This window comes from Lentibacillus salinarum (genome assembly GCF_042679865.1).
GTDB lineage: Bacteria > Bacillota > Bacilli > Bacillales > Amphibacillaceae > Lentibacillus > Lentibacillus salinarum.
In genome coordinates this window covers 24,788-46,896 of the sequence record NZ_JBHTNH010000016.1, presented here as the reverse complement: position 1 = coordinate 46,896, position 22,109 = coordinate 24,788, and the positions used below count along the sequence as shown (strand labels likewise).

The 22,109-nt window shown below is 48.6% G+C and carries 21 protein-coding genes; 7 read left to right on the top strand and 14 right to left on the bottom strand.

Translation table 11 applies throughout. From position 1 onward, the window contains the following. Positions 1-65: 65 nt before the first annotated feature. Together argS and ACFQ4A_RS07980 are read right to left on the bottom strand one after the other, a co-directional pair. Complete coding sequence (gene argS / locus ACFQ4A_RS07985) at positions 66-1,739, bottom strand: arginine--tRNA ligase (protein ID WP_382399334.1); 1,674 nt, start codon at positions 1,737-1,739, stop codon at positions 66-68. After that, the gene (locus ACFQ4A_RS07980) at positions 1,736-2,182 is read right to left on the bottom strand and encodes a DUF1934 domain-containing protein (RefSeq protein WP_382399332.1); all 447 of its coding nucleotides are present in this window, start codon (positions 2,180-2,182) and stop codon (positions 1,736-1,738) included. Before ACFQ4A_RS07980 ends, argS begins: the two co-directional genes overlap by 4 nt. A gap of 453 nt (positions 2,183-2,635) precedes the next feature. On the opposite strand from ACFQ4A_RS07980, the gene ACFQ4A_RS07975 reads away from it, so the two are divergent. Further along, positions 2,636-4,702, top strand: a complete 2,067-nt coding sequence (locus ACFQ4A_RS07975) for a transglycosylase domain-containing protein (protein ID WP_382399330.1) — start codon at positions 2,636-2,638, stop codon at positions 4,700-4,702. A gap of 298 nt (positions 4,703-5,000) precedes the next feature. On the opposite strand, the gene ACFQ4A_RS07970 is transcribed toward ACFQ4A_RS07975, so the two are convergent. From ACFQ4A_RS07970 to ACFQ4A_RS07960, 3 genes are all read right to left on the bottom strand, one after another. After that, positions 5,001-5,522: a YwhD family protein gene (locus ACFQ4A_RS07970; RefSeq protein WP_382399328.1), complete on the bottom strand. Its 522-nt coding sequence runs from the start codon at positions 5,520-5,522 to the stop codon at positions 5,001-5,003. Positions 5,523-5,592: 70 nt separating this feature from the next. After that, on the bottom strand, positions 5,593-6,093 hold the full coding sequence (locus ACFQ4A_RS07965) for a YwgA family protein (protein ID WP_382399326.1): 501 nt from the start codon (positions 6,091-6,093) through the stop codon (positions 5,593-5,595). After that, positions 6,083-7,411, bottom strand: coding sequence for an HD domain-containing protein (locus ACFQ4A_RS07960; RefSeq protein ID WP_382399324.1), 1,329 nt, complete (start codon positions 7,409-7,411; stop codon positions 6,083-6,085). Before ACFQ4A_RS07960 ends, ACFQ4A_RS07965 begins: the two co-directional genes overlap by 11 nt. An 89-nt stretch (positions 7,412-7,500) precedes the next feature. Here ACFQ4A_RS07960 and ACFQ4A_RS07955 point away from each other — a divergent pair, with 89 nt between their 5' ends. Beyond that, positions 7,501-8,352 (top strand): lipoate--protein ligase family protein, encoded by an 852-nt coding sequence (locus ACFQ4A_RS07955; RefSeq protein ID WP_382399322.1) that lies wholly within the window; start codon positions 7,501-7,503, stop codon positions 8,350-8,352. A gap of 7 nt (positions 8,353-8,359) precedes the next feature. On the opposite strand, the gene ACFQ4A_RS07950 is transcribed toward ACFQ4A_RS07955, so the two are convergent. From ACFQ4A_RS07950 to pta, 3 genes are all read right to left on the bottom strand, one after another. Next, a complete protein-coding gene (locus tag ACFQ4A_RS07950; protein WP_382399320.1) occupies positions 8,360-8,926 on the bottom strand; it encodes a hypothetical protein in 567 nt (188 codons plus the stop codon). A 169-nt stretch (positions 8,927-9,095) separates the two neighbouring features. Continuing rightward, a complete protein-coding gene (locus ACFQ4A_RS07945) occupies positions 9,096-9,887 on the bottom strand; it encodes an SDR family NAD(P)-dependent oxidoreductase (RefSeq protein ID WP_382399318.1) in 792 nt (263 codons plus the stop codon). A gap of 224 nt (positions 9,888-10,111) precedes the next feature. Next, positions 10,112-11,080, bottom strand: coding sequence for a phosphate acetyltransferase (gene pta, locus ACFQ4A_RS07940; protein ID WP_382399316.1), 969 nt, complete (start codon positions 11,078-11,080; stop codon positions 10,112-10,114). Positions 11,081-11,355: 275 nt separating this feature from the next. On the opposite strand from pta, the gene hemQ reads away from it, so the two are divergent. The 3 genes from hemQ to ACFQ4A_RS07925 all read left to right on the top strand — a co-directional run bounded on the left by hemQ (position 11,356) and on the right by ACFQ4A_RS07925 (position 14,208). After that, a complete protein-coding gene (gene hemQ, locus ACFQ4A_RS07935) occupies positions 11,356-12,096 on the top strand; it encodes a hydrogen peroxide-dependent heme synthase (RefSeq protein ID WP_382399314.1) in 741 nt (246 codons plus the stop codon). A 1,237-nt stretch (positions 12,097-13,333) separates the two neighbouring features. Further along, entirely contained in the window at positions 13,334-13,786 is a 453-nt protein-coding gene (gene gerQ / locus ACFQ4A_RS07930; protein WP_382399312.1) for a spore coat protein GerQ, read from the top strand. Positions 13,787-13,956: 170 nt separating this feature from the next. Beyond that, on the top strand, positions 13,957-14,208 hold the full coding sequence (locus tag ACFQ4A_RS07925) for a hypothetical protein (RefSeq protein WP_382399310.1): 252 nt from the start codon (positions 13,957-13,959) through the stop codon (positions 14,206-14,208). Between the two features lie 169 nt (positions 14,209-14,377). On the opposite strand, the gene ACFQ4A_RS07920 is transcribed toward ACFQ4A_RS07925, so the two are convergent. The 4 genes from ACFQ4A_RS07920 to ACFQ4A_RS07905 form a co-directional block, all read right to left on the bottom strand. Continuing rightward, entirely contained in the window at positions 14,378-14,746 is a 369-nt protein-coding gene (locus ACFQ4A_RS07920; RefSeq protein ID WP_382399308.1) for a DUF423 domain-containing protein, read from the bottom strand. Positions 14,747-14,866: 120 nt separating this feature from the next. Then, complete coding sequence (locus ACFQ4A_RS07915; protein ID WP_382399306.1) at positions 14,867-15,163, bottom strand: DUF5327 family protein; 297 nt, start codon at positions 15,161-15,163, stop codon at positions 14,867-14,869. 146 nt (positions 15,164-15,309) lie between these two features. Next, on the bottom strand, positions 15,310-15,444 hold the full coding sequence (locus ACFQ4A_RS07910) for a hypothetical protein (protein ID WP_382399304.1): 135 nt from the start codon (positions 15,442-15,444) through the stop codon (positions 15,310-15,312). A 141-nt stretch (positions 15,445-15,585) separates the two neighbouring features. Further along, complete coding sequence (locus ACFQ4A_RS07905) at positions 15,586-15,894, bottom strand: phasin family protein (protein WP_382399302.1); 309 nt, start codon at positions 15,892-15,894, stop codon at positions 15,586-15,588. Between the two features lie 331 nt (positions 15,895-16,225). On the opposite strand from ACFQ4A_RS07905, the gene ACFQ4A_RS07900 reads away from it, so the two are divergent. Continuing rightward, entirely contained in the window at positions 16,226-17,575 is a 1,350-nt protein-coding gene (locus ACFQ4A_RS07900) for a YjiH family protein (protein WP_382399300.1), read from the top strand. 347 nt (positions 17,576-17,922) lie between these two features. Here the strand turns inward: ACFQ4A_RS07900 and ACFQ4A_RS07895 are convergent, their stop codons facing one another. Further along, on the bottom strand, positions 17,923-18,945 hold the full coding sequence (locus ACFQ4A_RS07895; protein ID WP_382399298.1) for an acyltransferase family protein: 1,023 nt from the start codon (positions 18,943-18,945) through the stop codon (positions 17,923-17,925). Between the two features lie 215 nt (positions 18,946-19,160). After that, the gene (ku, locus tag ACFQ4A_RS07890) at positions 19,161-20,006 is read right to left on the bottom strand and encodes a non-homologous end joining protein Ku (RefSeq protein ID WP_382399296.1); all 846 of its coding nucleotides are present in this window, start codon (positions 20,004-20,006) and stop codon (positions 19,161-19,163) included. 104 nt (positions 20,007-20,110) lie between these two features. On the opposite strand from ku, the gene ACFQ4A_RS07885 reads away from it, so the two are divergent. Next, entirely contained in the window at positions 20,111-21,904 is a 1,794-nt protein-coding gene (locus tag ACFQ4A_RS07885) for a DNA ligase D (RefSeq protein ID WP_382399379.1), read from the top strand. Positions 21,905-22,109 lie beyond the last annotated feature (205 nt).

Below are 22,109 nucleotides of genomic sequence, written 5' to 3'. Positions count from 1 at the left end.
CAGCCCGAGGAGCAAAACCATTAAAAACTTGCAGAAGCACAATACTCCTGCAAGTCCTAAAACATTTACATTTTTACCGGGGCGCTGATGCCGATCAGGCCCAGTCCGTTGGCGAGCGTCACCCGGACGGCTTTCATTAAGGCGATACGTGCTTTAGTCAATGCCGGATTGTCCGCGTCAAGCACTTTTTCCGCATTGTAAAAGCTGTGTAGCAGGGATGCCAGGTCAAAGACGTATTGTGTCACTTTGTGCGGAGCGTGTTTCGCTGCTGCATCAGCAATTGTCTGCGGGAACTCACCCAGTTTTTTCAGCAAGTCGGTTTCTTTTTCCGATGTCAGCAGGTCAGCATCAAATTCGCCGTCACCTATCAAGCCTTTTGCCTCGGCCTGCTCCAGCATCGTACAGATCCGGGCGTGGGCATACTGAACATAATAGATCGGGTTATCATTCGATTGGGAACGGGCCAGGTCGAGATTGAAATCAAACTGGGTATCATTTGAGCGCATGACGAAGAAATAACGGGTCGCATCCACCCCGACTTCTTCCATCAGATCCCTTAATGCCACGGCATTGCCGGTCCGTTTACTCATGCGCACCTTTTCCCCGTTTTCAAACAAGTTAACAGTCTGGATAATTTCCACAGCAAATTTTTCCTTCGCATAGCCGAGTGCCTGGATGGCTGATCGCATCCGGGAAATATAGCCGTGGTGGTCGGACCCCCACACATTGATGATTTGATCGTACCCGCGTTCCAATTTATCTTTGTGGTAGGCGATATCCGGTGTCAAGTACGTATAGCTGCCGTCTTGTTTAATCAGCACCCGGTCCTTGTCATCGCCGAAATCGGTCGAGCGGAACCATGTCGCGCCGTCCTGTTCATAGACAAAGCCGCCGTCCCGCAATGTCTGGACAGCCGCTGCCACTCGATTGTCATCGTACAGCGACTGCTCGGAAAACCAGTTGTCAAAATGCACGTGGAAGTCGGCCAGATCCTGTTTCAGATTACCGAGTTCATATGTCAGCCCGTAGTCTTTGAAAAAGGCCAAACGCTCCGCTTTATCGGTGTTCACCCATTTGTCGCCATAGTCATCAGCCAATGTCTGCCCGATGCGGACAATGTCATCACCCCGGTAACCGTCTTCAGGCATTTCAGCTTCATAGCCTAGGGCCTCGAGATAGCGCGTTTCCACCGATAAGGCCAAGTTATCAATCTGGCTGCCGGCATCGTTAATGTAATACTCACGATCGACGTCATAACCGGCTGCCTCCAGTACGTTGCAAAAGACATCACCGTACGCGGCACCGCGGGCATGTCCCAGGTGCAGGTCGCCGGTCGGGTTCACGGAAACAAATTCCACCTGGACGCTTTGGCCTTTTCCGGTATCGGTCCGGCCGTATGTGTCACCAGCTTTCAGAATCGCCGGGATCAGGTCACCAAGGAAATCATTTGTCATGAAAAAATTGATGAAGCCGGGACCGGCAATTTCTACCTTGTCAACACTTGCCGCTGCTTCATCCAGTTCAGCGACAATCGCCTCAGCAATCTGTCGCGGTGCCTTTTTGGCAATCCGGGCTAGCTGCATGGCAATATTCGTCGCGAAATCACCGTGTGCTTTTTCCTTAGGCTTTTCCAGCGTGACATCCGGCAGCTCGTCCGCTCCGGCCAGGCCTGCCTTCAGGACGGCGGTTGTGATCTGTTGTTTCAGTGTCTCTTCTGTTTGTGACAATGCATTGTTCATTGGGAGCCCTCCTCCTTGTGTCGAATCGTTAAGGTCAGCTGGTGTGCGCGTTCGTCCTGCCCGTTCAATCTGACCGTATAGTCGATCGTCAGCTTGCCGTTTTGCCCGTCGGATAAACGTTGATAGCTGATCGACCGGGTAAACGTCTCCATATGTATATTGCCGTGCGGATGCTGGTAAACATTTTCGGTTGTCCCGTGTTCGCGGAATTGCTGATGCATGACTACCGGACCGTTCCGCTTCACACTCACTTTGTCCTTGTTCAATGTCAGCATATTGTTAACTATCGAGCCATCTTCCACCGTTTCGTCATAGGTCAGCACGTCCATATTGTTGGTCGGATAAAATGAGCCCGTTGCCTTCACTGTATTATATTCCTTCTCACCGTTATCATCAATGACTGTCAGCAGCGCAACAGCCACTGGTCTTTGCTTCTGTGCCATTCAATCGCTCCTGCCTTATATAATTACCTATTATAGCGATAAACCCGCTTCCATTGCAATGGAACAACCCGAAATACATTCGTTATGATACCGTTTCTTTGTCCACTCAAATTGACTATGATTGCCATAAGGATGGTGTTTATATGGGTTTGTTAAATGAAAGGCACAGCACCTATGAAGCGTTCGAAAAGTCAAGGCAAGAAACAGATAAACTATTGGCGTATAGTGATGGCGTCATTGATATGTCACCATCTCCAAGCATAACACATCAAGACATTTTCCTCTTATTTACACGGCGAGCTCTACAACGCACTCGAGGGTAGCACTATCTACGGCTTCTTTAACCATACAACACCCCCACCTTGTCACCAGTTAGTACACCTCCCGGGTTTATATTCGCCTGTTTTTTCCCATAATGAAACTAACGATTTTAATAAAAATGGAGTCAATACTATGAAAACGTTTTTTCGGTTGAACGGGAAAAAATACCGGCTGATTTATCTGCTTCCTATCGGCCTGTTCGCGCTTGGGTTGTTGCTCTTTGTCGGGGTCTATTTTGTCAGTTTCCTGTTGGGTCCGCCGCAGCTGACAAATGACCAGAACACGATTTATTACAGCATGGACGGCGACGTGATCGGTGAAGAGAGCGGTTCGGAAAATCGGTATTGGACGGAATTGGACGATATGTCCCCGCGTCTCGTTAACGCAACATTGGCGATTGAGGATCGGCATTTTTACAATCATAATGGGTTTGATCTGCAGCGGATTGCTGGGGCAGTTGTTTCCGATCTGAAAAATTTTTCACTGGATGAAGGGGCCAGCACACTAACCCAACAATATGCCCGTAATCTGTATTTATCCCATGAAAAAACGTGGATGCGGAAATTGAAGGAAGCCTTTTACACGATTCGTCTGGAAATGTACTACACAAAAGACGAGCTGCTCGAAGGTTATTTGAATACCATTTACTACGGACATGGTGCATATGGGATTGAAGCAGCCAGCAGACATTTTTTTGATAAATCAGCGGGTGAGCTGACGCTGGCAGAATCCTCGATGCTTGCTGCCATTCCAAAAGGCCCTGCTTACTATTCACCCTTTAATCACATGAAACACGCCGAAAACCGGCAGGAGCGCATTCTCGACTTAATGTTGGCAAATGATCACATCACCGAACAGGAGCACTTTCTGGCTGTCAGGGAAAAGCTGGCCTTTACGGAACCGGAAGAACGGGAAAGCGTATCAGTTGCCCCGCATTTTCAAGATGCGGCTTTAAACGAAGCGGCCGCTATACTCGAGCTTGATGCTGAACAAGTGCGCTCCGGCGGTTATCAGATTCATACGACACTGGATACCACGTTGCAACAACAACTCGAAGCCAACACAGAACGTGCCATCCGGACGGAAAGCGCTATTGAGGTTGGGGCCATGACAATGAATCCGGACACCGGAGGCATCCGTGCTTTAATGGGTGGCCGGGACTATACAAGCAGTTCATTTAACCGGGCTGTCAACGCCAAGCGGATGCCGGGCTCTGCCTTTAAACCGTTTCTCTATTATGCGGCCCTGAATAACGGCTATACACCCACAACCATGCTGATGAGCAAGCCGACTGCATTCAAGTTGGAAGATGGTGAGGTTTATCAGCCAAGCAACTATAACGGCTATTACGCCGATAGACCAATCCCACTTGCCCAGGCCCTGGCACTATCCGATAATGTGTATGCAGTTAAAACCAGTTTATATATCGGACCGGAAAAACTGGTGGATACGGCCCGTACGGTCGGCTTTGACAGCGATCTACCGGCGGTCCCTTCACTTGCCCTGGGAACCGCCGCGGTCACCGTGGACGAGATGGTGACCGGGTATGGGATATTGGCGAACGGCGGGAACGCGATTGAAAGTCATACCATAAGCAAAATTGTTGATCGGGACGGCCACACCGTTTTTGAACGGAAAAAAAATGAAGGCGATCCAGTGCTTGATCCGCAGTCAGCTTTTGTGCTGACCCAGCTGATGACCGGCATGTTCGACCGGTCGTTGGATGGCTATATGGCTGTGACCGGTTCATCGATCGCTGATGAGCTCAGCCGGACATATGCCGGGAAATCGGGCACAACCGATAGCGATAGCTGGATGGTTGGTTATAGTCCGTCGTTAGTGACCGGGATTTGGACGGGGTATGATGACAACAAACAAATCACGAAAACGGCAGAGGAAGCTTATGCCAAAGATATATGGGCAGCGTTTATGGAGGCGGCCCACGAAGACCGCGACGAACAATCATTCGATGTGCCGGATGGGGTTGTCGCTGTTGGGATTGACCCGGCAACCGGGAAGCGGGCGACACCTTATTGTGACACAAGCCGGATCATGTATTTTGAAAAAGGTACTGAGCCTGAAGAGCACTGCACCGTGCATATGCCTGATGACCGGGAAAAGGCGAAAGACAACGAAGAACAGCTGGATGAAGAAGAGGAACAGGGATTGTTCAATCGCGTGTTCAACTGGCTGTTTTGATCTGGTCAGCGGGCTGGGCGCACGGTGAGGCGACAATTTGGCGTTTTTTGTACGAAGTCTGGCGTTTCCATCCCAACATTTGGCGTTTTCCAACTATAATCCGGCGTTTTAAAAGAACAGACAAAAAGGGCTGACTCCCATATGTGAAGTCAGCCCTTTTTGTGTCCTAGTAATACATGTGTTAGCCCATGTACACATATTTTACAAATTCACCGGTAAAAGTACAAGCTGTGACGCAATTGTTCATAAATAAGTCACAAAGTGTTCACGTTTACACCTATGTCGATGGGAACTCGGGTTATTCCGGCAACGCCTCTTTCAGTTCGTCAGGTGAATTCTCCCACATTTCGCCGCCTTCAAAATCAGCGAGGAAATCCTTCAATAATTGCTTGGCGTGATCATCCATATGGTCCACGATAATCTGCCCTTTTAGTGATTTTTCCATATGTGTCACATGTTCCGGCATGGACTTGTAAGCACGTTTAATCGACCGGTCGACAATGATTTCACTGCCGGCTACACCGGTGAAATACGGGCCATTTTCGCCTTTTTCTGTTGTGACCCAGACGATCCAGTATTGTTTGCCGTTTTTGACAACGTCCCGGTCATTCTGAAATTTCACGCGACGCTCGACTGCACTGCGCGCATGCATGGCTTCCATATCAACGTAGGCACGGTCCTCATTCGGATCGATAATGACGGATGACATATTTTCAAGACTGATCGATCCGATACCGTAACCACCATGGCCGTCATTCGGATCGTCTTTAATAATGGTAAATTGGTTCTGCTTCTTCTGGTTGGAAGATTGATCTGACATTGCAAGACCCCTCCTGAATAAATGTTGGTTCATATTGTAGCATATCACTCAACCGCATTTCACCCAAAGTTTATTGCACAGGCCTGATCTGGTTGATGAATTGGAATGCCTCATCTAATTCCTCATCGGTGTATTTTTGCTTCGGTTTGACGGTATGGACTTTTTCCACCACCTCGTCTGCCGGCAGTCCCTCAAAATAAAGGATCGTGGAAACGAGTTCGAGAAAGCGCGAACTTTTGCATTTCAATAAGGCAATCTGTTCCGTCATATCCGGCATGTCCATCTGAAACTGCTGTAAAAAGGCGTTCCCGTCCGGGGTAATCGCATAATGATATTGCTCATAATGACGCTTCGTTTCCTTTTCCTCGGCAATGAATCCGAGATTGCATAATTCCTCAATCCGGAGGGAAAGCTCCTCTGAATAAGGCCCGTAAAAATGGAATTGGTATTTTTCCTCAAATGGGACATCACATTTTTGCAAAATATAGATCATCTTTTGCAGCTTTTTCCGGCCAGAAACATCGTTTGCCGCCGCAAAAAACTGCATTAATTTGGCGTGATTAGTCAGCATGGTTTTCCGCTCCTTTCCAATGCTGCTCAAGGTGCAAAAGCTGCATGATGCGCTGTTTGGCTGCGCTGTCGTCAAGTTTCCGCAGCACGTCTTTCGGAAAATACAACTTGTGATCGGTCCGTTTTTTCCCGGATATCGATTCAACGATGTCCGACTGCCGGGACAGTTCCTTCAGATTCCCGTCCGGCATCAGCAGATGGATCGGCAACCGTTCTTCCTCTTCACCCGGACGGTAAAAGTCATACGGCAGATCTGATGAAGAGTCAACGACAAGATAATAGTCCGGATCGATGCCTGTCTCCCGAAACAGTCTGTATAATTCCACCCATTCATTCATCTGCTTGTTTGGGTTAAATTCGATGTATTTAAACAGCCGACGGTTCATGAAACGCTCGCACAAATCGCTCAGGATCACGTCGTCCTCTTCCTGCCACAGCTGGAAATAATAGAAGACAATCGATTCATCGAGCTTCAAATAGTCTGAGAGACCGACATTTTCGTTAAAAAACGAGATGAAGTGAAACGGCTCCAATTTAAAGGTGTAATCATGCTCGTACAGATACTTCGCCCGGTGTAGGATTTTCGACAAAATCACTTCGGCGCTGCGGGTTACCGGGTGAAAATAAACTTGCCAGTACATCTGGTAGCGGCTCATAATGTAATCTTCAACCGCATGCATGCCGCTTGATTTAACGACAACCTGATCCTCAATCGGGCGCATCACTCTGAGAATCCGCTCCATATCGAAGTGGCCGTAGCTCACACCGGTAAAGTAGGCATCCCGCTGCAGATAATCCATCCGGTCCGCATCGATCTGGCTGGAGATGAGACTAACAACAAGCTTATCTTCATACGTCTTGTCAATCACATCAGCGACTTTTTGCGAAAAGCCCGGTCCCACCTGTTCGAGGATGGTATGGATATGCGTATCACCAAGAATAATCTGCTGTGTGAAATGTTCATGATCCAACTTGAAAACTTTTTCAAATGAATGTGAAAACGGCCCATGCCCCAAATCATGCAATAGGGCCGCACACAGACAAAGCAGGCGCTCGTCGTTATTCCAGCGGTCACGGTTTTCAAAATTCCCGATAATGCGTCGGACAATTTCATAAACACCAAGTGAATGATTAAACCGGCTGTGCTCGGCACCGTGAAACGTCAAGTAGGATGTACCAAGCTGCTTGATACGTCGCAGTCGTTGGAATTCCGGGGTGGCGATCAGATCCCAGATGACCCGGTCCTGCACATGGACATAGCGGTGCACCGGGTCTTTAAACACTTTTTCTTCATGTAATTGGTCGTCTTTATATGGCATTTTTTCAACCCGTTCCTATTCGACAATGTTATGATTTATTATATAATAGTTACCCTGAGGATGAAAGGTTTAAGCAAAGGTGACAACAGATGAAAAATTGGAGAGATGTGGTCGCACATAGGCAATTTCGCTATCTTGACCATTCCGAAAAAAATTATTTTCATGGTAAACCCTATACGGCTTTGACATCGTTTGCTGTCGATGATGTCTTGGCCCTGTTTGCCAGGAGCGGAGAAGCTATCCCAGCGCTCCGTCTCTGGGTGCACCCGGACACGGTTGTGCTCGGCATTCCTGATACAAGGCTGCCCTATTTAGCGGAAGGTGTCGAGCTGCTCGCTGATCGCGACTATCAGGCGGTCGTCCGAAATTCTGGCGGGCTAGCCGTTGCGCTTGATGCCGGCGTTTTGAATATTTCGCTTGTCCTGCCTGATGTCAGAGGGGTCTCCATCCATGACTGTTATGAAGCGATGGTCAGCTTTGTTCAGTATATTTTGTGGGATTTAACCGATGCGATTGAGGCGTATGAAATTGTCGGCTCGTATTGTCCCGGCGACTACGACCTGAGCATTGGCGGTCGGAAATTTGCCGGCATCTCACAAAGGCGGGTGCGGGACGGTGCCGCGATTCAAATTTATTTGGATGTGAAAGGAAAAGGCCGTGAGCGTGCGCGGTTAATTCAGGATTTTTATGACGTCGCCCGGAAAGGTGAGGAAACCAAATTTGCTTATCCGGATGTCGACCCTGACGTGATGGCTTCGTTATCGGAGTTACTCGGCATAGAATTGACCGTTGACGGCATGAAGGCACGGGTGCTGCAAGGAATTCAGGATGTGAGCGAGCGGATCGTAACGGACGATTTCTCCGACGATGAGCTGGTGCAGTTTGCGAAACGTTATGAGCAGATGGTGAAGCGGAATAAGGAGGTCGACAGGATGCAGTGAAATAGCCTCACCTGTATGTCGCACGCCTCCGGTTGATGTGCGCCGCTCTCCGGTCGATGTGCGCCGCTCTCCGGTCGATGCTGCGCTCGCTCCGGTTGATGCGCCGCGCGCTCCGGTTGATGTGCGCGCGCCTCCGATTGATGTTGCGCTCGCTCCGGTCGATGTTGCGCTCGCTCCGGTCGATGTTGCGCCCGCTCCGGTTGATGTGCGCGCGCCTCCGATTGATGTTGCGCTCGCTCCGGTTGATGTTGCGCTCGCTCCGGTTGATGTGCGCCGCTCTCCGGTCGATGCTGCGCTCGCTCCGGTTGATGTTGCGCCCGCTCCAGTTGATGTTGCGCTCGCTCCGGTCGATGTTGCGCTCGCTCCGGTTGATGTGCGCCGCTCCGGTCGATGTTGCGCTCGCTCCGGTCGATGTTGCGCTCGCTCCGGTTGATGTTGCGCTCGCTCCGGTCGATGTTGCGCTCGCTCCGGTTGATGTTGCGCTCGTTCCGGTCGATGTGCGCCGCTCTCCGGTCGATGCTGCGCTCGCTCCGGTCGATGTTGCGCTCGCTCCGGTTGATGTTTTCATTTTCACGTCATGTTTCCGCTGCCCGTCCCCACGTTTTGATTTTCCCGCATGTCCAGCCACTCACACCCATGTTCCCGCCGCTTGTGAGCATGTTTTCGCAGTTGGTTTATTATCAGAAGAAAAAAGCAACCCTTTCATAAACGTCAGCTTGAAAGGGTTGCTGCTATCTCTTATGTCAGCGCAAAACGCTGCCGCCTGATATCTTCACTGACTCGCCGATTATGTTTTCGGCCGCATCCGTTAATAAAAAAGCGATCGTATTGGCGACTTCCCGCGGTTTGGTCATACGTCCCGATGGAATCGATTCCTTAACCACTTCTGAATGGGAACGGCCTTGGCGATCTGCTTTTTTCTGTGCAGAGGCTCTTCCCATTTCTGTATCAACAAATCCCGGACTGACAGCATTAACTCGGACACCATGCTCAATCGCTTCTAAAGCAAGCGAGTGGGTAAAACCGGTCATAGCAAACTTGGATCCGGCATAAGCCGTCCCGCCGTATGTACCACGCAAACCGGACAGTGACGTGACATTAACAATGGCGCCCTTTTTCCGTTGTTTCATCGATTGGTAAACCAATTGGGTTAACAAGACGGTTGCTGTGTAATTCAGATGCATCACCCGCTCCATGTCTTCCTGTTCAAGCTGTTCAACAGGGCCACCGCCGGATATCCCCGCATTATTGACAAGCAAGGAAATCGGGCCGCATTCTTTTTCGGCACTGGTCACAAGTTCGTTACGTTCTGTTTCATTCCCGAGATCAGCCTTGTATGTGAATACTTGAGGATCCGGCGTCACTTCATGGATTTCAGCAGCCAGCTGCTCCAGTCTATTCGTGCGTCTCCCTGTTAGTGTAATCGATGCCCCCATTCCAGCGAGTACTTTTGCCGTTTCAGAGCCAATGCCGCCTGTTGCTCCGGTGATCAGGACGTGCTCTTTTTGCAAAGCATCATATGCAAATATAGCCATATACCTCATCTCCCCATTTTTATAACATCATAACATATGGTTCCTGAAAATCACTCAGCCTAAAAACGGTCCATCCACCAGCGCAGTTCGCCGCTCTATCATCGAATTGCGCGTTCTGTCAGCGTGTCTTATCGGTTTATCAGTGAATTCGCAGCAACTATCAGGGCACCACTCTATCTCCCAGAAAGAAAAAAGCGCACAGCACGTGCTGTACGCTCTCATCATCATGCCTGTGCCGCCGTAATCAGGGCAAGGTTGTAGACATCCTCGGTGCTGCAGCCGCGCGACAAGTCATTAACCGGTTTGTTCAGTCCTTGCAAAATCGGGCCGACAGCTTCAAATTCGCCTAAACGCTGGGCGATTTTATAACCAATATTGCCTGCTTCCAGATTCGGGAAAATAAAGACGTTTGCATCGCCTTTGATTTCGGAGTCTGGCGCTTTTTTGGTGGCGACACTCGGGACGAACGCCGCGTCAAACTGGAATTCACCATCGATTACGAGTGATGGATTCTTTTCTTTTGCCAGTTTCAGCGCTTCGACCACTTTCTCTGTCTCCTCTGATTGGGCGGATCCTTTCGTGGAAAAACTGAGCATGGCAATCCGCGGATCAACGCCGAACAATTGGCCGGTATTGGCACTTTCCACAGCTATCTCGGCTAAATCCTGGCTGTCAGGGTTCATATTGATTGCGCAGTCGGCAAATACATATTTTTCCTCGTCACGGACCATGATAAAGGCACCGGATGTTTTCTTGATGCCGTCTTTCGTTTTAATGATCTGGAGTGCCGGCCGTACTGTATCGGCTGTTGAATGAGCTGCCCCGCTGACAAGGCCGTCCGCTTGACCCAAATAGACGAGCATCGTGCCGAAATAGTTTTCATCCTGCAAAATCTGCCGGGCATCATCGGGCGATACCTTCCCTTTCCGGCGCTCGACAAACGCATCGACCATCTGATCAAACGCCGGATAGTGATACGGATCGATCAAGTGACTTACAGACACATCCACCCGTAAGGCTTCCGCTTTTTGTCTGATTTCCTGTTCATCACCGAGCAGGATCGGCGTCACGATGCCGGCCGCACCAAGCTGGCTGGCAGCAGTCAAAATCCGTTCATCCCGTCCTTCGGGAAATACAATTGTTTTATCTGTATGGCTTAACTGGTCTTTGATTTGATCAAAAAGATGACTCATACAAACGCACCTCCTACACTATAATCATAGCCGAATTGGTGACATCTGAAAACTAATGTCACTTGAATGTCAAGCGCCATTTGACAGAACAATGACAAGCGATTGAATGGCATGCTTATCGTACCCCAAATGTGATATAGTTAACATATATGAAGATATTCTCGGTTACGCTAGCCTTTTCGGAATCACGTGCCGAGTGACAAGCATGAGAGAAATCGGTGAATCCCCGATTTCCAGAATATAGACGATGATAGGAATAAAGGAGCGATATTCTTATGGCAGCTGAAGCAGTTAAAACGGTGGATGGGTGGTACTGTCTGCATGACATGCGTACGATCGACTGGACGTCATGGAAAATGGCATCAGCAGACGAACGGAACGAAGCGATTCAAGAATTCAAAAACCTACTGACCAAATGGGAAGACGTCGAAGCAGCGGAAAACGGCAGTCACGTTCTCTACCAAGTTGTCGGCCAGAAAGCGGATTTGATGTTCATGTTTTTGCGTCCGACGATGAACGAATTAACCGGTATTGAAACAGAATTCAATAAATCGAGGTTTGCCGAATTTCTGCGCCCTGCCCACTCCTATGTCTCCGTTGTGGAAATTTCGCAATACGGTGGTAATGTTTCAGCGGATGATCCAAAAATCCGAGAGCGCCTTTACCCAATTTTGCCGAAGTGGGAGCATATGTGCTTTTACCCGATGGATAAGCGGCGTACGGGAGATGAAAACTGGTACGCGCTTGGTTTCAAAGAACGGGCGCGACTGCTGTATGAACACTCGAAAACCGGCCGCCAATATGCCGGTGAGGTAAAGCAAATCATCACCGGCTCATTCGGCTTTGATGACTGGGAATGGGGCGTCACCCTGTTTGCCCACGACGTTCTCCAGCTGAAAAAGATTGTCTATGAAATGCGTTTTGATGAAGTAAGTGCCCTCTACGGCGAGTTCGGTGAGTTTTTCGTCGGCAACCACCTGGCGAAAGACGACATTGATGCTTACTTGCAGGTTTAAAGTGAAACTTCATTCAGCAGAGTGCTTTTTCTCGCTGATATTAAGGAACAAAGGCTAAGTTCGCAACGTCCTCGAAAAAGAAAAGCACTTTTTCTTCGTGCGATGTATCACTGTCGATGTTTTCCTTGTCCTGTTGCAACGCCTTTGTGACCTGCATCCTGCAGGCCCGAGCCGAATCAGACATTTAGGGACAGTAAGCCGCCGTTTTTCGGCGGGTTACTGTCCCTTACATACGGGATGAAAGGATTAGGAAGGGACCGATGACATAGTCGGTTCCTTTTTTTAAAAGATAAGAAAATATAAAATATTGGACGACGTTTTCAATACTGAAATCGGCTAACTCGCCGCTTTTTTTCCAATCCGACTTCTGACCTCTGGCATCAGAAAAGACGCGTCAGCGTTTTTTCATCTTCTATTCGACGGCTCAGCGGACTCCCAAGGCCATTCGGGCGTTTAGAAGCGCTCTATTCGACGGTTTGGCGGTCTCACGAAGCCATTCGGGCGTTTTGAAGTGCTCTATTCGACGGCTCAGCGGACTCCCAAGGCCATTCGGGCATTTAGAAGTGCTCTATTCGACGGTTTGGCGGACTCACGAAGCCATTCGGGCGTTTAGAAGTGCTCTCTATTCGACGGTTCGGCGGACTCCCAAGGCCATTCGGGCGTTTTGAAGTGCTCTATTCGACGGTTTGGCGGACTCACGAGGCCATTCGGGCGTTTAGAAGTGCTCTATTCAACGGTTTGGCGGACTCACGAGGCCATTCGGGCGTTTAGAAGCGCTCTATTCGACGGCTCAGCGGACTCCCAAGACCATTCGGGCGTTTAGAAGTGCTCTATTCGACGGTTTGGCGGTCTCACGAAGCCATTCGGGCGTTTTGAAGTGCTCTATTCGACGGCTCAGCGGACTCCCAAGGCCATTCGGGCATTTAGAAGCGCTCTATTCGACGGTTTGGCGGACTCACGAGGCCATTCGGTCGTTTAGAAGCGCTCTATTCGACGGCTCAGCGGACTCCCAAGGCCATTCGGGCATTTAGAAGCTTTGACGCGACACCTGCCCGGCAGGACGTTGCACGCCGGATCCTCACCCTTTAAAAATCTTTACACTTTTTTCTCCGCACCTGTCATCATTTCCGCGAGCCGTACATACATATATCCAGTAGAACAACGTACCAAGCATTCACACACGTCGTACATGTGTATGACTTCGTCCGAATGTCAAAAACCATAAGGAGGTTTTTTCATGAGTGAACAGGACAACAACGTCTACTATCCGTACGCCAGCCCTTACCAGGCATACCCATACTACTATTATCCACAGTCATCACCGGCCTATTACCCTGTTTATGACCCGCGGCAAACGCCACAAAACCAGCAGCAACAGCAGCAAGCCCAAAACGGTCAGGGAATGCTGCCAATGGAACAGTCGTACATTGAAAATATTTTACGGTTAAATGAAGGGAAGCAGGCAACGGTTTACATGACATTTGAAAACAATGAGGAGTGGAATGCCAAAGTTTTCCGAGGCGTGATTGAGGCAGCCGGTAGAGATCATATTATTTTACGTGACCCGCAAACCGGTAGACGCTATCTGCTCTTAATGATTTACTTGGATTATGTCACATTTGATGAAGAACTGAATTACGAATATCCATACGGTACAGACGCGCAAATGGCACAATATCCGCCAAGGTAAGAAGTAGGTGGTTAGCGGCCGGGTGTGCGACTGTCCGCATGTCGCCTTAAAACGCAAAAGGGATCCGCTTCTTTTCCGGGCCAACAGGCAAGGAGATAGACCTTTCTGAATGGAGCCAGCGCCCGCTGTTTAACGGGCGCTTATGTTTTACCCGTAAAGGGGCTAGAGCGATGCGAAATCCGTATGAACGTTACAAACGCATGGAGCTTATAAGTCTTGCACTCGCTGTCGTCATTGGTCTGATTGCTATTGTACAGGGTTATACCATCTTCATGCTGTTCTCTTTTTATTTGCTTGCATTCAGCATACTGAGTGAAGGTATCTTTTATCTCAATACCAACAAGGCCCCGGATGGCATCAAGCAATGTGTAAAAGCGGGCGTGCTGGTGCTACTGGCGACGATGCTTTTTTTCCGGTTATAAGGAGTTTCAAAACGTCCAGTTTGGCGTCTATTTGAAGCGATAGGAACGTATAACATTTTAGACGGCGTTTCAAACCGAAATCGGCTAACTCGCCGATTTTTTCCAATCCGACTTCCGGCCTCTGACCTCTGAAAAGACGAGGCGGCAGCCGAGTTTTTCTTAACATGGCTTACAAATATTTAACCACAGCATACCCGAGTAGTACCCAGCCGATCAAAAAAGCGACACCACCAAACGGGGTAATCATTGCAAACGTTTTAACGCCGCTGGTTGAATAGATATAAAGACTACCGGAAAACAGGATGATCCCGATCAGAAACATCCAGCCGGCCCACATCATACCGGCGCTTTGTACCTTGGCGAGCAACAGCCCGGTCACGAGCAAAGCCATCGTGTGAAACATTTGATAGTTGACCGCTTTTTCATATGTCGCCAATGCTTTTTCCGACAGGCGCCCTTCCAGCCCGTGGGCACCGAATGCGCCCAAAGCCACGGCCAGAAAGCCGTTAATCGCGCCAATTACGAGGAATAATTTCATTCCGATTCTCCTTTCAGATGTTGTTCAAAAAGTCCGGTAAAAATGACACGTCGAATAGAGGACCTTCGACCAAATCCTACCAGTCCTTTTCGAACACGCACTTTCACGTTCTCCCTATCATTAAAAATCAAAAATGGAGCTGCCATTTGCTCCGTCATGATCATCTGTAAGGCTTGTGGGTTTTGCCGTCCGCTCAGGCGACTTTTCCCCCATCATCGCTTTCACCTCGGCTGCTGTTACATCGCGGCCCGAATCCGATGGCGATGGTGAAGTAGACGGCTCTTCCAGCAATAATTCACAGAGGAGCCGGATATTGGCAACATGGTGCTTCATCGCGGGTTCATCGGCGTCAGTTTGCTGTGCATGCGCCAATTCCCGCTTCATTTTATGCAAAATCGTTCCTGTCTCCACTGCCATCATGACCTCTCCTTTTCATTGATTATGGTTCATTATCAGGCATCTGCATCCCTTTTCCCAAACCAGTATAACACGGGCAGATTTGTGACCATACAAAAAGCCTTGGTTTACGCCAAGACTTTTCCGATTCCCCTATTTATCAATCACTACACTTTTACCCGGGTATGTTTTTCCTCGGTATGACGCTTGTAAACCCATCGCAGAAAAGCTGCTTCCTTTCCATCAAGCTTTCTGCCCAGCTGTTCTTCTGTACTTCTCGTCAACTGCAAAAAGCTCTCCATAACCCTGCAATCCCCCTATAGTGATCTCATCATGACACAATCCCTTTTTTTCATTATACGGTTAATTCTAAATAGAATCAATAAAAATATTAGAATTTACAAAATTTACTGATTTTCGACACCGCTGGTAAACAGTCATGATTAAAGCTGTTCCTGCTCGTTTAGCCGGCTTTCCACATCTGATAAACGGGCACGCAATTCGTTGATATCTTCTTTGGTCGCCAGCCCGAGATCTTTAGCCACTTGTTGTGTCTGTTCATATTGCTTCGTGTTCCATTCATCCGTTTTCATTTCGCCTTTATCAATGAAATTGCGCATGACAGTTCTCGCCTGTTCCTGGGTTAGCTCGTTCTTTTCCACCATCTCCTGCAGTTTCGTATCCAATTTTTCTTTACCGGAGATAGCAGCTCCAAGCCCCAGCAGAAATCCTTTTTTCAAAATATCACTCATCATCAACACTCCTTTTTTCGTATTTTCCAGGCACAAATGATCAAATAGCCATGCAAACGCCGGAAAAAGCCGGCGATCGATCTGTTCAATACGGACCACTGCGCCCAGCATCGTGACGGTCGGTGATAGGATTATTTCTATTATAAAGGGTTTACCCGGTCCCAATCGCTTTTAAACATAAAAACCAGTAACTTTTGTATAGAATCCATTTATATGCATCAGTGTGGGTGACTATGACTGTTCTCACTGACGAACCACCTCATTTTTTATCTGGTCATCGCATATATCTTCCTATATAATGAGGAAAAGACCATTTTAGAGGGGGGATACGATGGAAGAGAAACCATTTGCTGTTAGTGATCACCTAAGGTTTATTATCCCGTCATTGCTTGGTGTATTCCTGTTTATGACACCGGTCAGTACCGGGGACGGCATGACCATCCCAATTGCGGTTCTGGCGGATTGGGTACAGGAGAAAATGGCCGGACAGCTTTCGTTGATTATGATGATCATCATTGTTTTGACTGCTGTTCTGACGGTTACTGCTAGGTTGATCGGACCCAATGCGTTTGCGAAGACACCCTTTTTTCAAAAACTGTTTTACGAAAGCCCATTTTGGACGATCACTCGCGTCTTGGCAGCGATTTTTGCAGTGATGGTGTTTTTCCGGCTGGGGCCTGAGGCCGTACACAGTCCCGACACCGGGCAAATGCTTCTGGGTGACTTGCTGCATGTGCTGTTTGCTGTCTTTTTATTTGCTGGATTGTTTTTGCCTTTATTGATGAATTACGGTTTACTGGACTTGTTCGGTACCTTAATGACAAAAATTATGCGTCCTCTGTTTAGACTGCCCGGTCGTTCGTCGATTGATTCACTCGCTTCATGGATTGGAGACGGAACGATCGGGGTTCTGATGACAAGTAAACAATATGAGGAGAGCTATTATACCAAACGTGAGGCAGCTGTCATCGGGACGACGTTTTCGGTTGTGTCGATTACGTTTACGCTTGTCATCATCAAAGAAGTTGACCTCGGCCATCTATTTGTGCCGTTTTATTTGACGGTGCTTACTGCGGGCGTTGTCGCTGCCCTGATCATGCCGCGGATTCCGCCATTGTCACGAAAAGCAGACACATATGTTACCGAATCGACCGGGGGTATTGACGAGGCAATTCCAAAGGGTTACAACACGTTTACCTTTGGCTATAAAAAGGCGCTGGACAGAGCTCGCCAGGAAACGAGCATCTATCACTTTTTTAAACAGGGCGGGCAAAATATTCTTGATATGTGGATGGGTGTTGCGCCGATTGTCATGGCTTTCGGGTTGATTGCCCTGATCATTGCTGAATATACGCCGGTGTTCAGCTGGCTGGGCCTCCCGTTCATCCCGCTTTTGGAACTCATGCAGGTACCATTTGCTCAGGAAGCATCTGAAACAATGTTGATCGGGTTTGCGGATATGTTCCTGCCAGCTATTATCGGGGCTTCCATCGAAGCGGAAATGACCCGGTTTATTATTGGTGCGTTGTCCGTCACCCAGTTGATTTACATGTCCGAAGTCGGCGGGCTGTTGCTCGGTTCCAAAGTCCCGGTTTCGTTAAAAGATCTATTTGTCATATTTCTGTTGCGGACGATCATTACATTACCGGTTATTACACTGATAGCGCATATCATTTTTTAGCAAATGGCTCTAGAATCGTAAAACACCCCGCTGCGATGGTCGCGCGGGGTGTTTTATTATCAGATGAGTGATTAAATGGGTCAGCCCTTCATGGATGCGTTCATCTTCACGCGGTCCGCTCATGACCGACCAGACGACCACACCGGGATTTGTCTGCATATAGAACTCGGAAAATGATTCGGGTTTATTGACATCCAGTTTATATAAATCGCTTAACATGGCCGGGTTTGACGACGTCCGTATCTGTTTTCTCTTTTAGTATTTGATAAATGGATGCACCAACATAGCCGCTTGCACCGAATACACATACCTTTATGCTTTCACCCTTCCTTGCTGGATTTCGTTCGTCAAGCGCTGGCGTCTCCACTGTGTGGCGGTTTTCTGTGACGGTTGAATCGATCCTTCAAAATGGACATCTTTCCTTCAATTAGCGGCTGCCAGATACCCTGGACCGGTCTGCTCGACAGGACAAGCACGATCAAGGCTGACATGGCGGCAAGCCCAAGCAAATCGATGACACTGTTAACGGCAAATAAGTTTGTTTCCCGGAAGAATTGCACGAAAAAGCCGTGTAATAAATAGACGTAAAGGGTTCGTGTTCCCAGAGCGGTTAATCTGTTGCGCTTTTGCGGCATCCAGGCCAGGAAACTGGCGGCCATCAAAAACGACGTGACATATACAAGTAATCTGGCTATCATCCCGTATTCCGGGAGGCCCAGACTGCTATAGGATTTCGATGCCAAAAGCCAGCCCGTGTTAAATTCTGGCGCATAATAAATCCCGACCGCTACGGCCAACATAACCAGAACGGCAGCGATCCGCAGCTGAATCCGCTTCAGCCACATCACCTGATTTTGCGTTATCTGGTAACCCACCAGGAAGAACGGGAAAAAGACAAAGGTGCGCGACAAGCTGAATGTATGGCCGACTTCACCAAAGTAGCCAACAATCAGCCCAATGCCGATCGAAATGGCCACCCCCATGGCAGCGGGCATTTTTTTGAACCAAATCAAAAGCATGTGCCAACTGAATAAACTGAATAAAAACCAAAGCGACCAGTGTGGGTAAAACATCTCCAGCTGCCAGCCATCTTTACCGATCAGAAAATAATAACCGGTATAAATGATCTGGAAAACCATATAGGGAACTAATAATTTTTTGGCTAATGACGTGATATAAGTGACATTCCCGGCACCTTTCGCAAAAAAACCTGCCAGAAAGATAAAAGCCGGCATATGAAATGTATAAATCCAGAGATAAAGGGTGTTGACGCCTGATGATCCGTCTATGTATGGCTGAATCACGTGGCCAAACACGACAAGGAAAATCAGCATCAGTCTGGCGTTGTCAAAATAAGCATTTCTCTTCATCTTTTCATCCCTTTACATGTAAGGTTCCATTCATTTTAATTCCACTATACCTCTTTTGAAAGCGTCATACGACACCCTTACCGTCATTTTCATCAAGATGTTAGAATTTCGTAAATGAAATGAAAAGATTGCTTTAATTTTGCCACCAGTTACTCCGAACGTGCGAAAGAGAGCTGCCTGACAGACCGGTGAGGCACGGCAGCCGGCTGTGACGGTTATTTCGCCACTTTTTTCTTCTCCTTTGGTGCTGTTTTGGCTGGTTTTTGTTTCGTTTTCGGTTTTTTGTCTTTTTGGGCGCGGTCAAGCGACTTTTCCAGTGCATCCATTAGATTGGTGACGTTGTCCGGCTTCGGCTTTTCCGCTGCTGTGGTGACCTCGTCGCCTTCTTTCTTCTGTTCAATCAGGTCCATTAAAGCTGTCCGATATTCATCATGATATTTTTCTGGATCGAATTCGGCCGATAATTGGTCGATTAACATTTTGGCTGTCTCCAGTTCTTTCTCTTCAGCATTGTTTTCCGCCGGGACGTTCGGAACGTCTTTGACATCGCGTACCTCGTCCGGATAGTGGATCGTTTCCACAACAAGCGTATTCTCATAAATCCGGATGACTGCCAGCTGTTCTTTGGAGCGGATCATCATTTTGGCAATCCCAATCTTTCCGCTCTCTTCCAAGGCCGAACGCAGCAGCCCGTATGATTTAGCGCCGCCTTCGTTTGGTGACAGGTAATAGCTTTTCTCGAAATAAATCGGATCAATCTCCTCTAAATCAACAAAATCCATGATTTCGACAGCTTTATCGCCTTGTTCTTTCTTTAAATTTTCCAGTTCTTCGTCGTCGAGCACGACAAATTTATTTTTAGCATATTCATATGCTTTGACGATTTCGTCATTTTCCACTTCACGGTCACAGTTCGGGCATACTTTCTGATATTTAACCGGTGTCTGACATTCCTTATGGAGATTCCTGAGTTTCACATCTTTGTTTTCCGTTGCCGCATGCATTTTCACCGGAATATTGACAAGCCCGAAACTGATCGTTCCCTTCCACATCGTATGCATGAAAAAAAGCCTCCTTTTTGCGTATAGTTTGGCTTTTGGCAGATGAATTTATCCGGTGATGATGCGGCATTTTATATAGAAAGAGGTGGTTTGATGTGAGATTAATGAAGCCGATTGCCAGTGAGCACGTTCCTACGGGTGATGATTGGGTTTACGAGGTGAAGTATGATGGTTTCCGCTGTGTGCTGGATTGGGAGAAGGATTCGGTCCGGTTATTCAGCCGCAACGGGACTGACTTAAGCGCTAATTTTCCGGAGATTGTGGAGATGTGTAAGGCGAATGTGCAGCGAGTAGAGGCTTATTTACCGCTTAAAATGGACGGTGAACTGGCCGTCTTGAATAACGCTTATCAAGCGAATTTTGGGCTGATTCAGAAACGTGGCCGCTCGAAAAAGCGCGACGTGATTCAGGAGCAGGCGGCGGCTCGTCCCGCCAGCTTTATGGCGTTTGATCTGCTTTCGTGTGAGGGGGCTTCGCTCATTGAACAAACTTTTGACCAGCGGAAAACGAAACTGGCGGCTATCTTCGGTGACAGGCATAACCTGGGTGAACGCATGCATTATGTGGACTTTTCGGAAGATGCGGATGCATTGTGGGCGACCATTTTTGACCATAAGGGAGAAGGGATGGTTGCCAAACGCAAAGACAGCCGGTATCAGTCGGAAAAACAACATCATGACTGGTTTAAAATCAAAAACTGGCGGACGATTCAGGGATTCCTGACATGTTACGATCCGAAAAATGATTATTTTACGGTGTCGATTTACCGGGACAGCGAGGTTTGGGAGCTTGGCAGATGTAAGAACAGGCTTGACGAGGCGTCGTTTACTGCGTTACGAGATTTGTTTTTAGCTAAGGGAACGAAGGAAAAGGATGTGTATCACCTCCCACCGGCCATTTGCGCTGAGATACATACGTTGGATTTGTTGAGCGGTGAGCTGCGTGAACCGGAATTCAGCCAGCTCGTCCCGGAAAAGGCGGCTGATGCGTGTACATGGCGCCAATTGCAGCTGGACTTGGCCATGCTGCCGGAATCCATTGGCGTTACGAATACTGATAAAATGTTCTGGCCGTCGAGGGAACTGACAAAAGGCAATCTGCTCGCTTATATGCGGGAAATGGCGCCCTATATGCTCCCGTTTTTAAACGAGCGGCTGCTTACCATTATCCGCTGTCCGGACGGAGCCCGTGGGGAATCCTTTTTTCAGAAGCATCTGCCGGATTATGCGCCGGATTTCATAAAAGGTGTTGAGCGCGACGGGGAGATGCATTTTGTCTGTCATGATTTGGATTCGCTCATCTGGTTCGCCAATCATGGGACGCTAGAATACCATATTCCGTTCCAGACGATTGACAGCTCAAAACCGTGCGAAATCGTTTTCGATCTGGATCCGCCTGACCGCGAGCGTTTTTCGCTTGCAGTAGAGGCAGCGGGATTGCTGAAACAAATACTGGATGATCTCCAGCTTACATCTTTTGTTAAAACGTCCGGGGGAAAAGGGCTGCAAGTGCATATTCCCCTGCCGGCTAACAGCATGACCTATGAGGAGACAGGTGTGTTCACACAAGCCATTGCCTGGACACTGGAAAAAAGCAATCCGGACTTGTTTACGACAGAGCGGTTTAAAAATAAACGCGGCGATCGGCTTTATGTCGATTATTTGCAGCACGGAGAAGGTAAAACGCTTGTCGCACCCTATTCTCCACGGAAGCGGAAGGACGCCACCGTTGCTGCACCGTTGTTCTGGGATGAAGTTAGGAACGATTTGCGGCCCGATCTGTTCCGGATTGAAAATGTGGTTGAACGAGTGCAAACGGTTGGGTGTCCATTTGCCGGATATTTTGTAGCGGGTGAACAACAGGTGCTGGATAATGTATTGAAGATGATTCGGGGTTGAGATTTTTCGGCTTCGGTGTCCGTTTGAGTTGGGGCGCGCTCGCTCCGGTCGATGTGCGCGCTTCTCCGGTCGATGCGCGCTCGCTCCGGTCGATGCGCGCGCTTCTCCGGTCGATGTTGCGCCCGCTCCGGTCGATGCACCGCCCGCTCCGGTCGATGTTGCGCTCGCTCCGGTCGATGTGCGCGCTTCTCCGGTCGATGTTGCG

Coding starts and splice junctions, on each gene's coding strand:
- argS (WP_382399334.1), bottom strand. CDS start 1,739: ATGAACAATGCATTGTCACAAACAGAAGAGACACTGAAACAACAGATC.
- ACFQ4A_RS07980 (WP_382399332.1), bottom strand. CDS start 2,182: ATGGCACAGAAGCAAAGACCAGTGGCTGTTGCGCTGCTGACAGTCATT.
- ACFQ4A_RS07975 (WP_382399330.1), top strand. CDS start 2,636: ATGAAAACGTTTTTTCGGTTGAACGGGAAAAAATACCGGCTGATTTAT.
- ACFQ4A_RS07970 (WP_382399328.1), bottom strand. CDS start 5,522: ATGTCAGATCAATCTTCCAACCAGAAGAAGCAGAACCAATTTACCATT.
- ACFQ4A_RS07965 (WP_382399326.1), bottom strand. CDS start 6,093: ATGCTGACTAATCACGCCAAATTAATGCAGTTTTTTGCGGCGGCAAAC.
- ACFQ4A_RS07960 (WP_382399324.1), bottom strand. CDS start 7,411: ATGCCATATAAAGACGACCAATTACATGAAGAAAAAGTGTTTAAAGAC.
- ACFQ4A_RS07955 (WP_382399322.1), top strand. CDS start 7,501: ATGAAAAATTGGAGAGATGTGGTCGCACATAGGCAATTTCGCTATCTT.
- ACFQ4A_RS07945 (WP_382399318.1), bottom strand. CDS start 9,887: ATGGCTATATTTGCATATGATGCTTTGCAAAAAGAGCACGTCCTGATC.
- pta (WP_382399316.1), bottom strand. CDS start 11,080: ATGAGTCATCTTTTTGATCAAATCAAAGACCAGTTAAGCCATACAGAT.
- hemQ (WP_382399314.1), top strand. CDS start 11,356: ATGGCAGCTGAAGCAGTTAAAACGGTGGATGGGTGGTACTGTCTGCAT.
- gerQ (WP_382399312.1), top strand. CDS start 13,334: ATGAGTGAACAGGACAACAACGTCTACTATCCGTACGCCAGCCCTTAC.
- ACFQ4A_RS07925 (WP_382399310.1), top strand. CDS start 13,957: ATGCGAAATCCGTATGAACGTTACAAACGCATGGAGCTTATAAGTCTT.
- ACFQ4A_RS07920 (WP_382399308.1), bottom strand. CDS start 14,746: ATGAAATTATTCCTCGTAATTGGCGCGATTAACGGCTTTCTGGCCGTG.
- ACFQ4A_RS07915 (WP_382399306.1), bottom strand. CDS start 15,163: ATGGCAGTGGAGACAGGAACGATTTTGCATAAAATGAAGCGGGAATTG.
- ACFQ4A_RS07910 (WP_382399304.1), bottom strand. CDS start 15,444: ATGGAGAGCTTTTTGCAGTTGACGAGAAGTACAGAAGAACAGCTGGGC.
- ACFQ4A_RS07905 (WP_382399302.1), bottom strand. CDS start 15,894: ATGAGTGATATTTTGAAAAAAGGATTTCTGCTGGGGCTTGGAGCTGCT.
- ACFQ4A_RS07900 (WP_382399300.1), top strand. CDS start 16,226: ATGGAAGAGAAACCATTTGCTGTTAGTGATCACCTAAGGTTTATTATC.
- ACFQ4A_RS07895 (WP_382399298.1), bottom strand. CDS start 18,945: ATGAAGAGAAATGCTTATTTTGACAACGCCAGACTGATGCTGATTTTC.
- ku (WP_382399296.1), bottom strand. CDS start 20,006: ATGCATACGATGTGGAAGGGAACGATCAGTTTCGGGCTTGTCAATATT.
- ACFQ4A_RS07885 (WP_382399379.1), top strand. CDS start 20,111: ATGAAGCCGATTGCCAGTGAGCACGTTCCTACGGGTGATGATTGGGTT.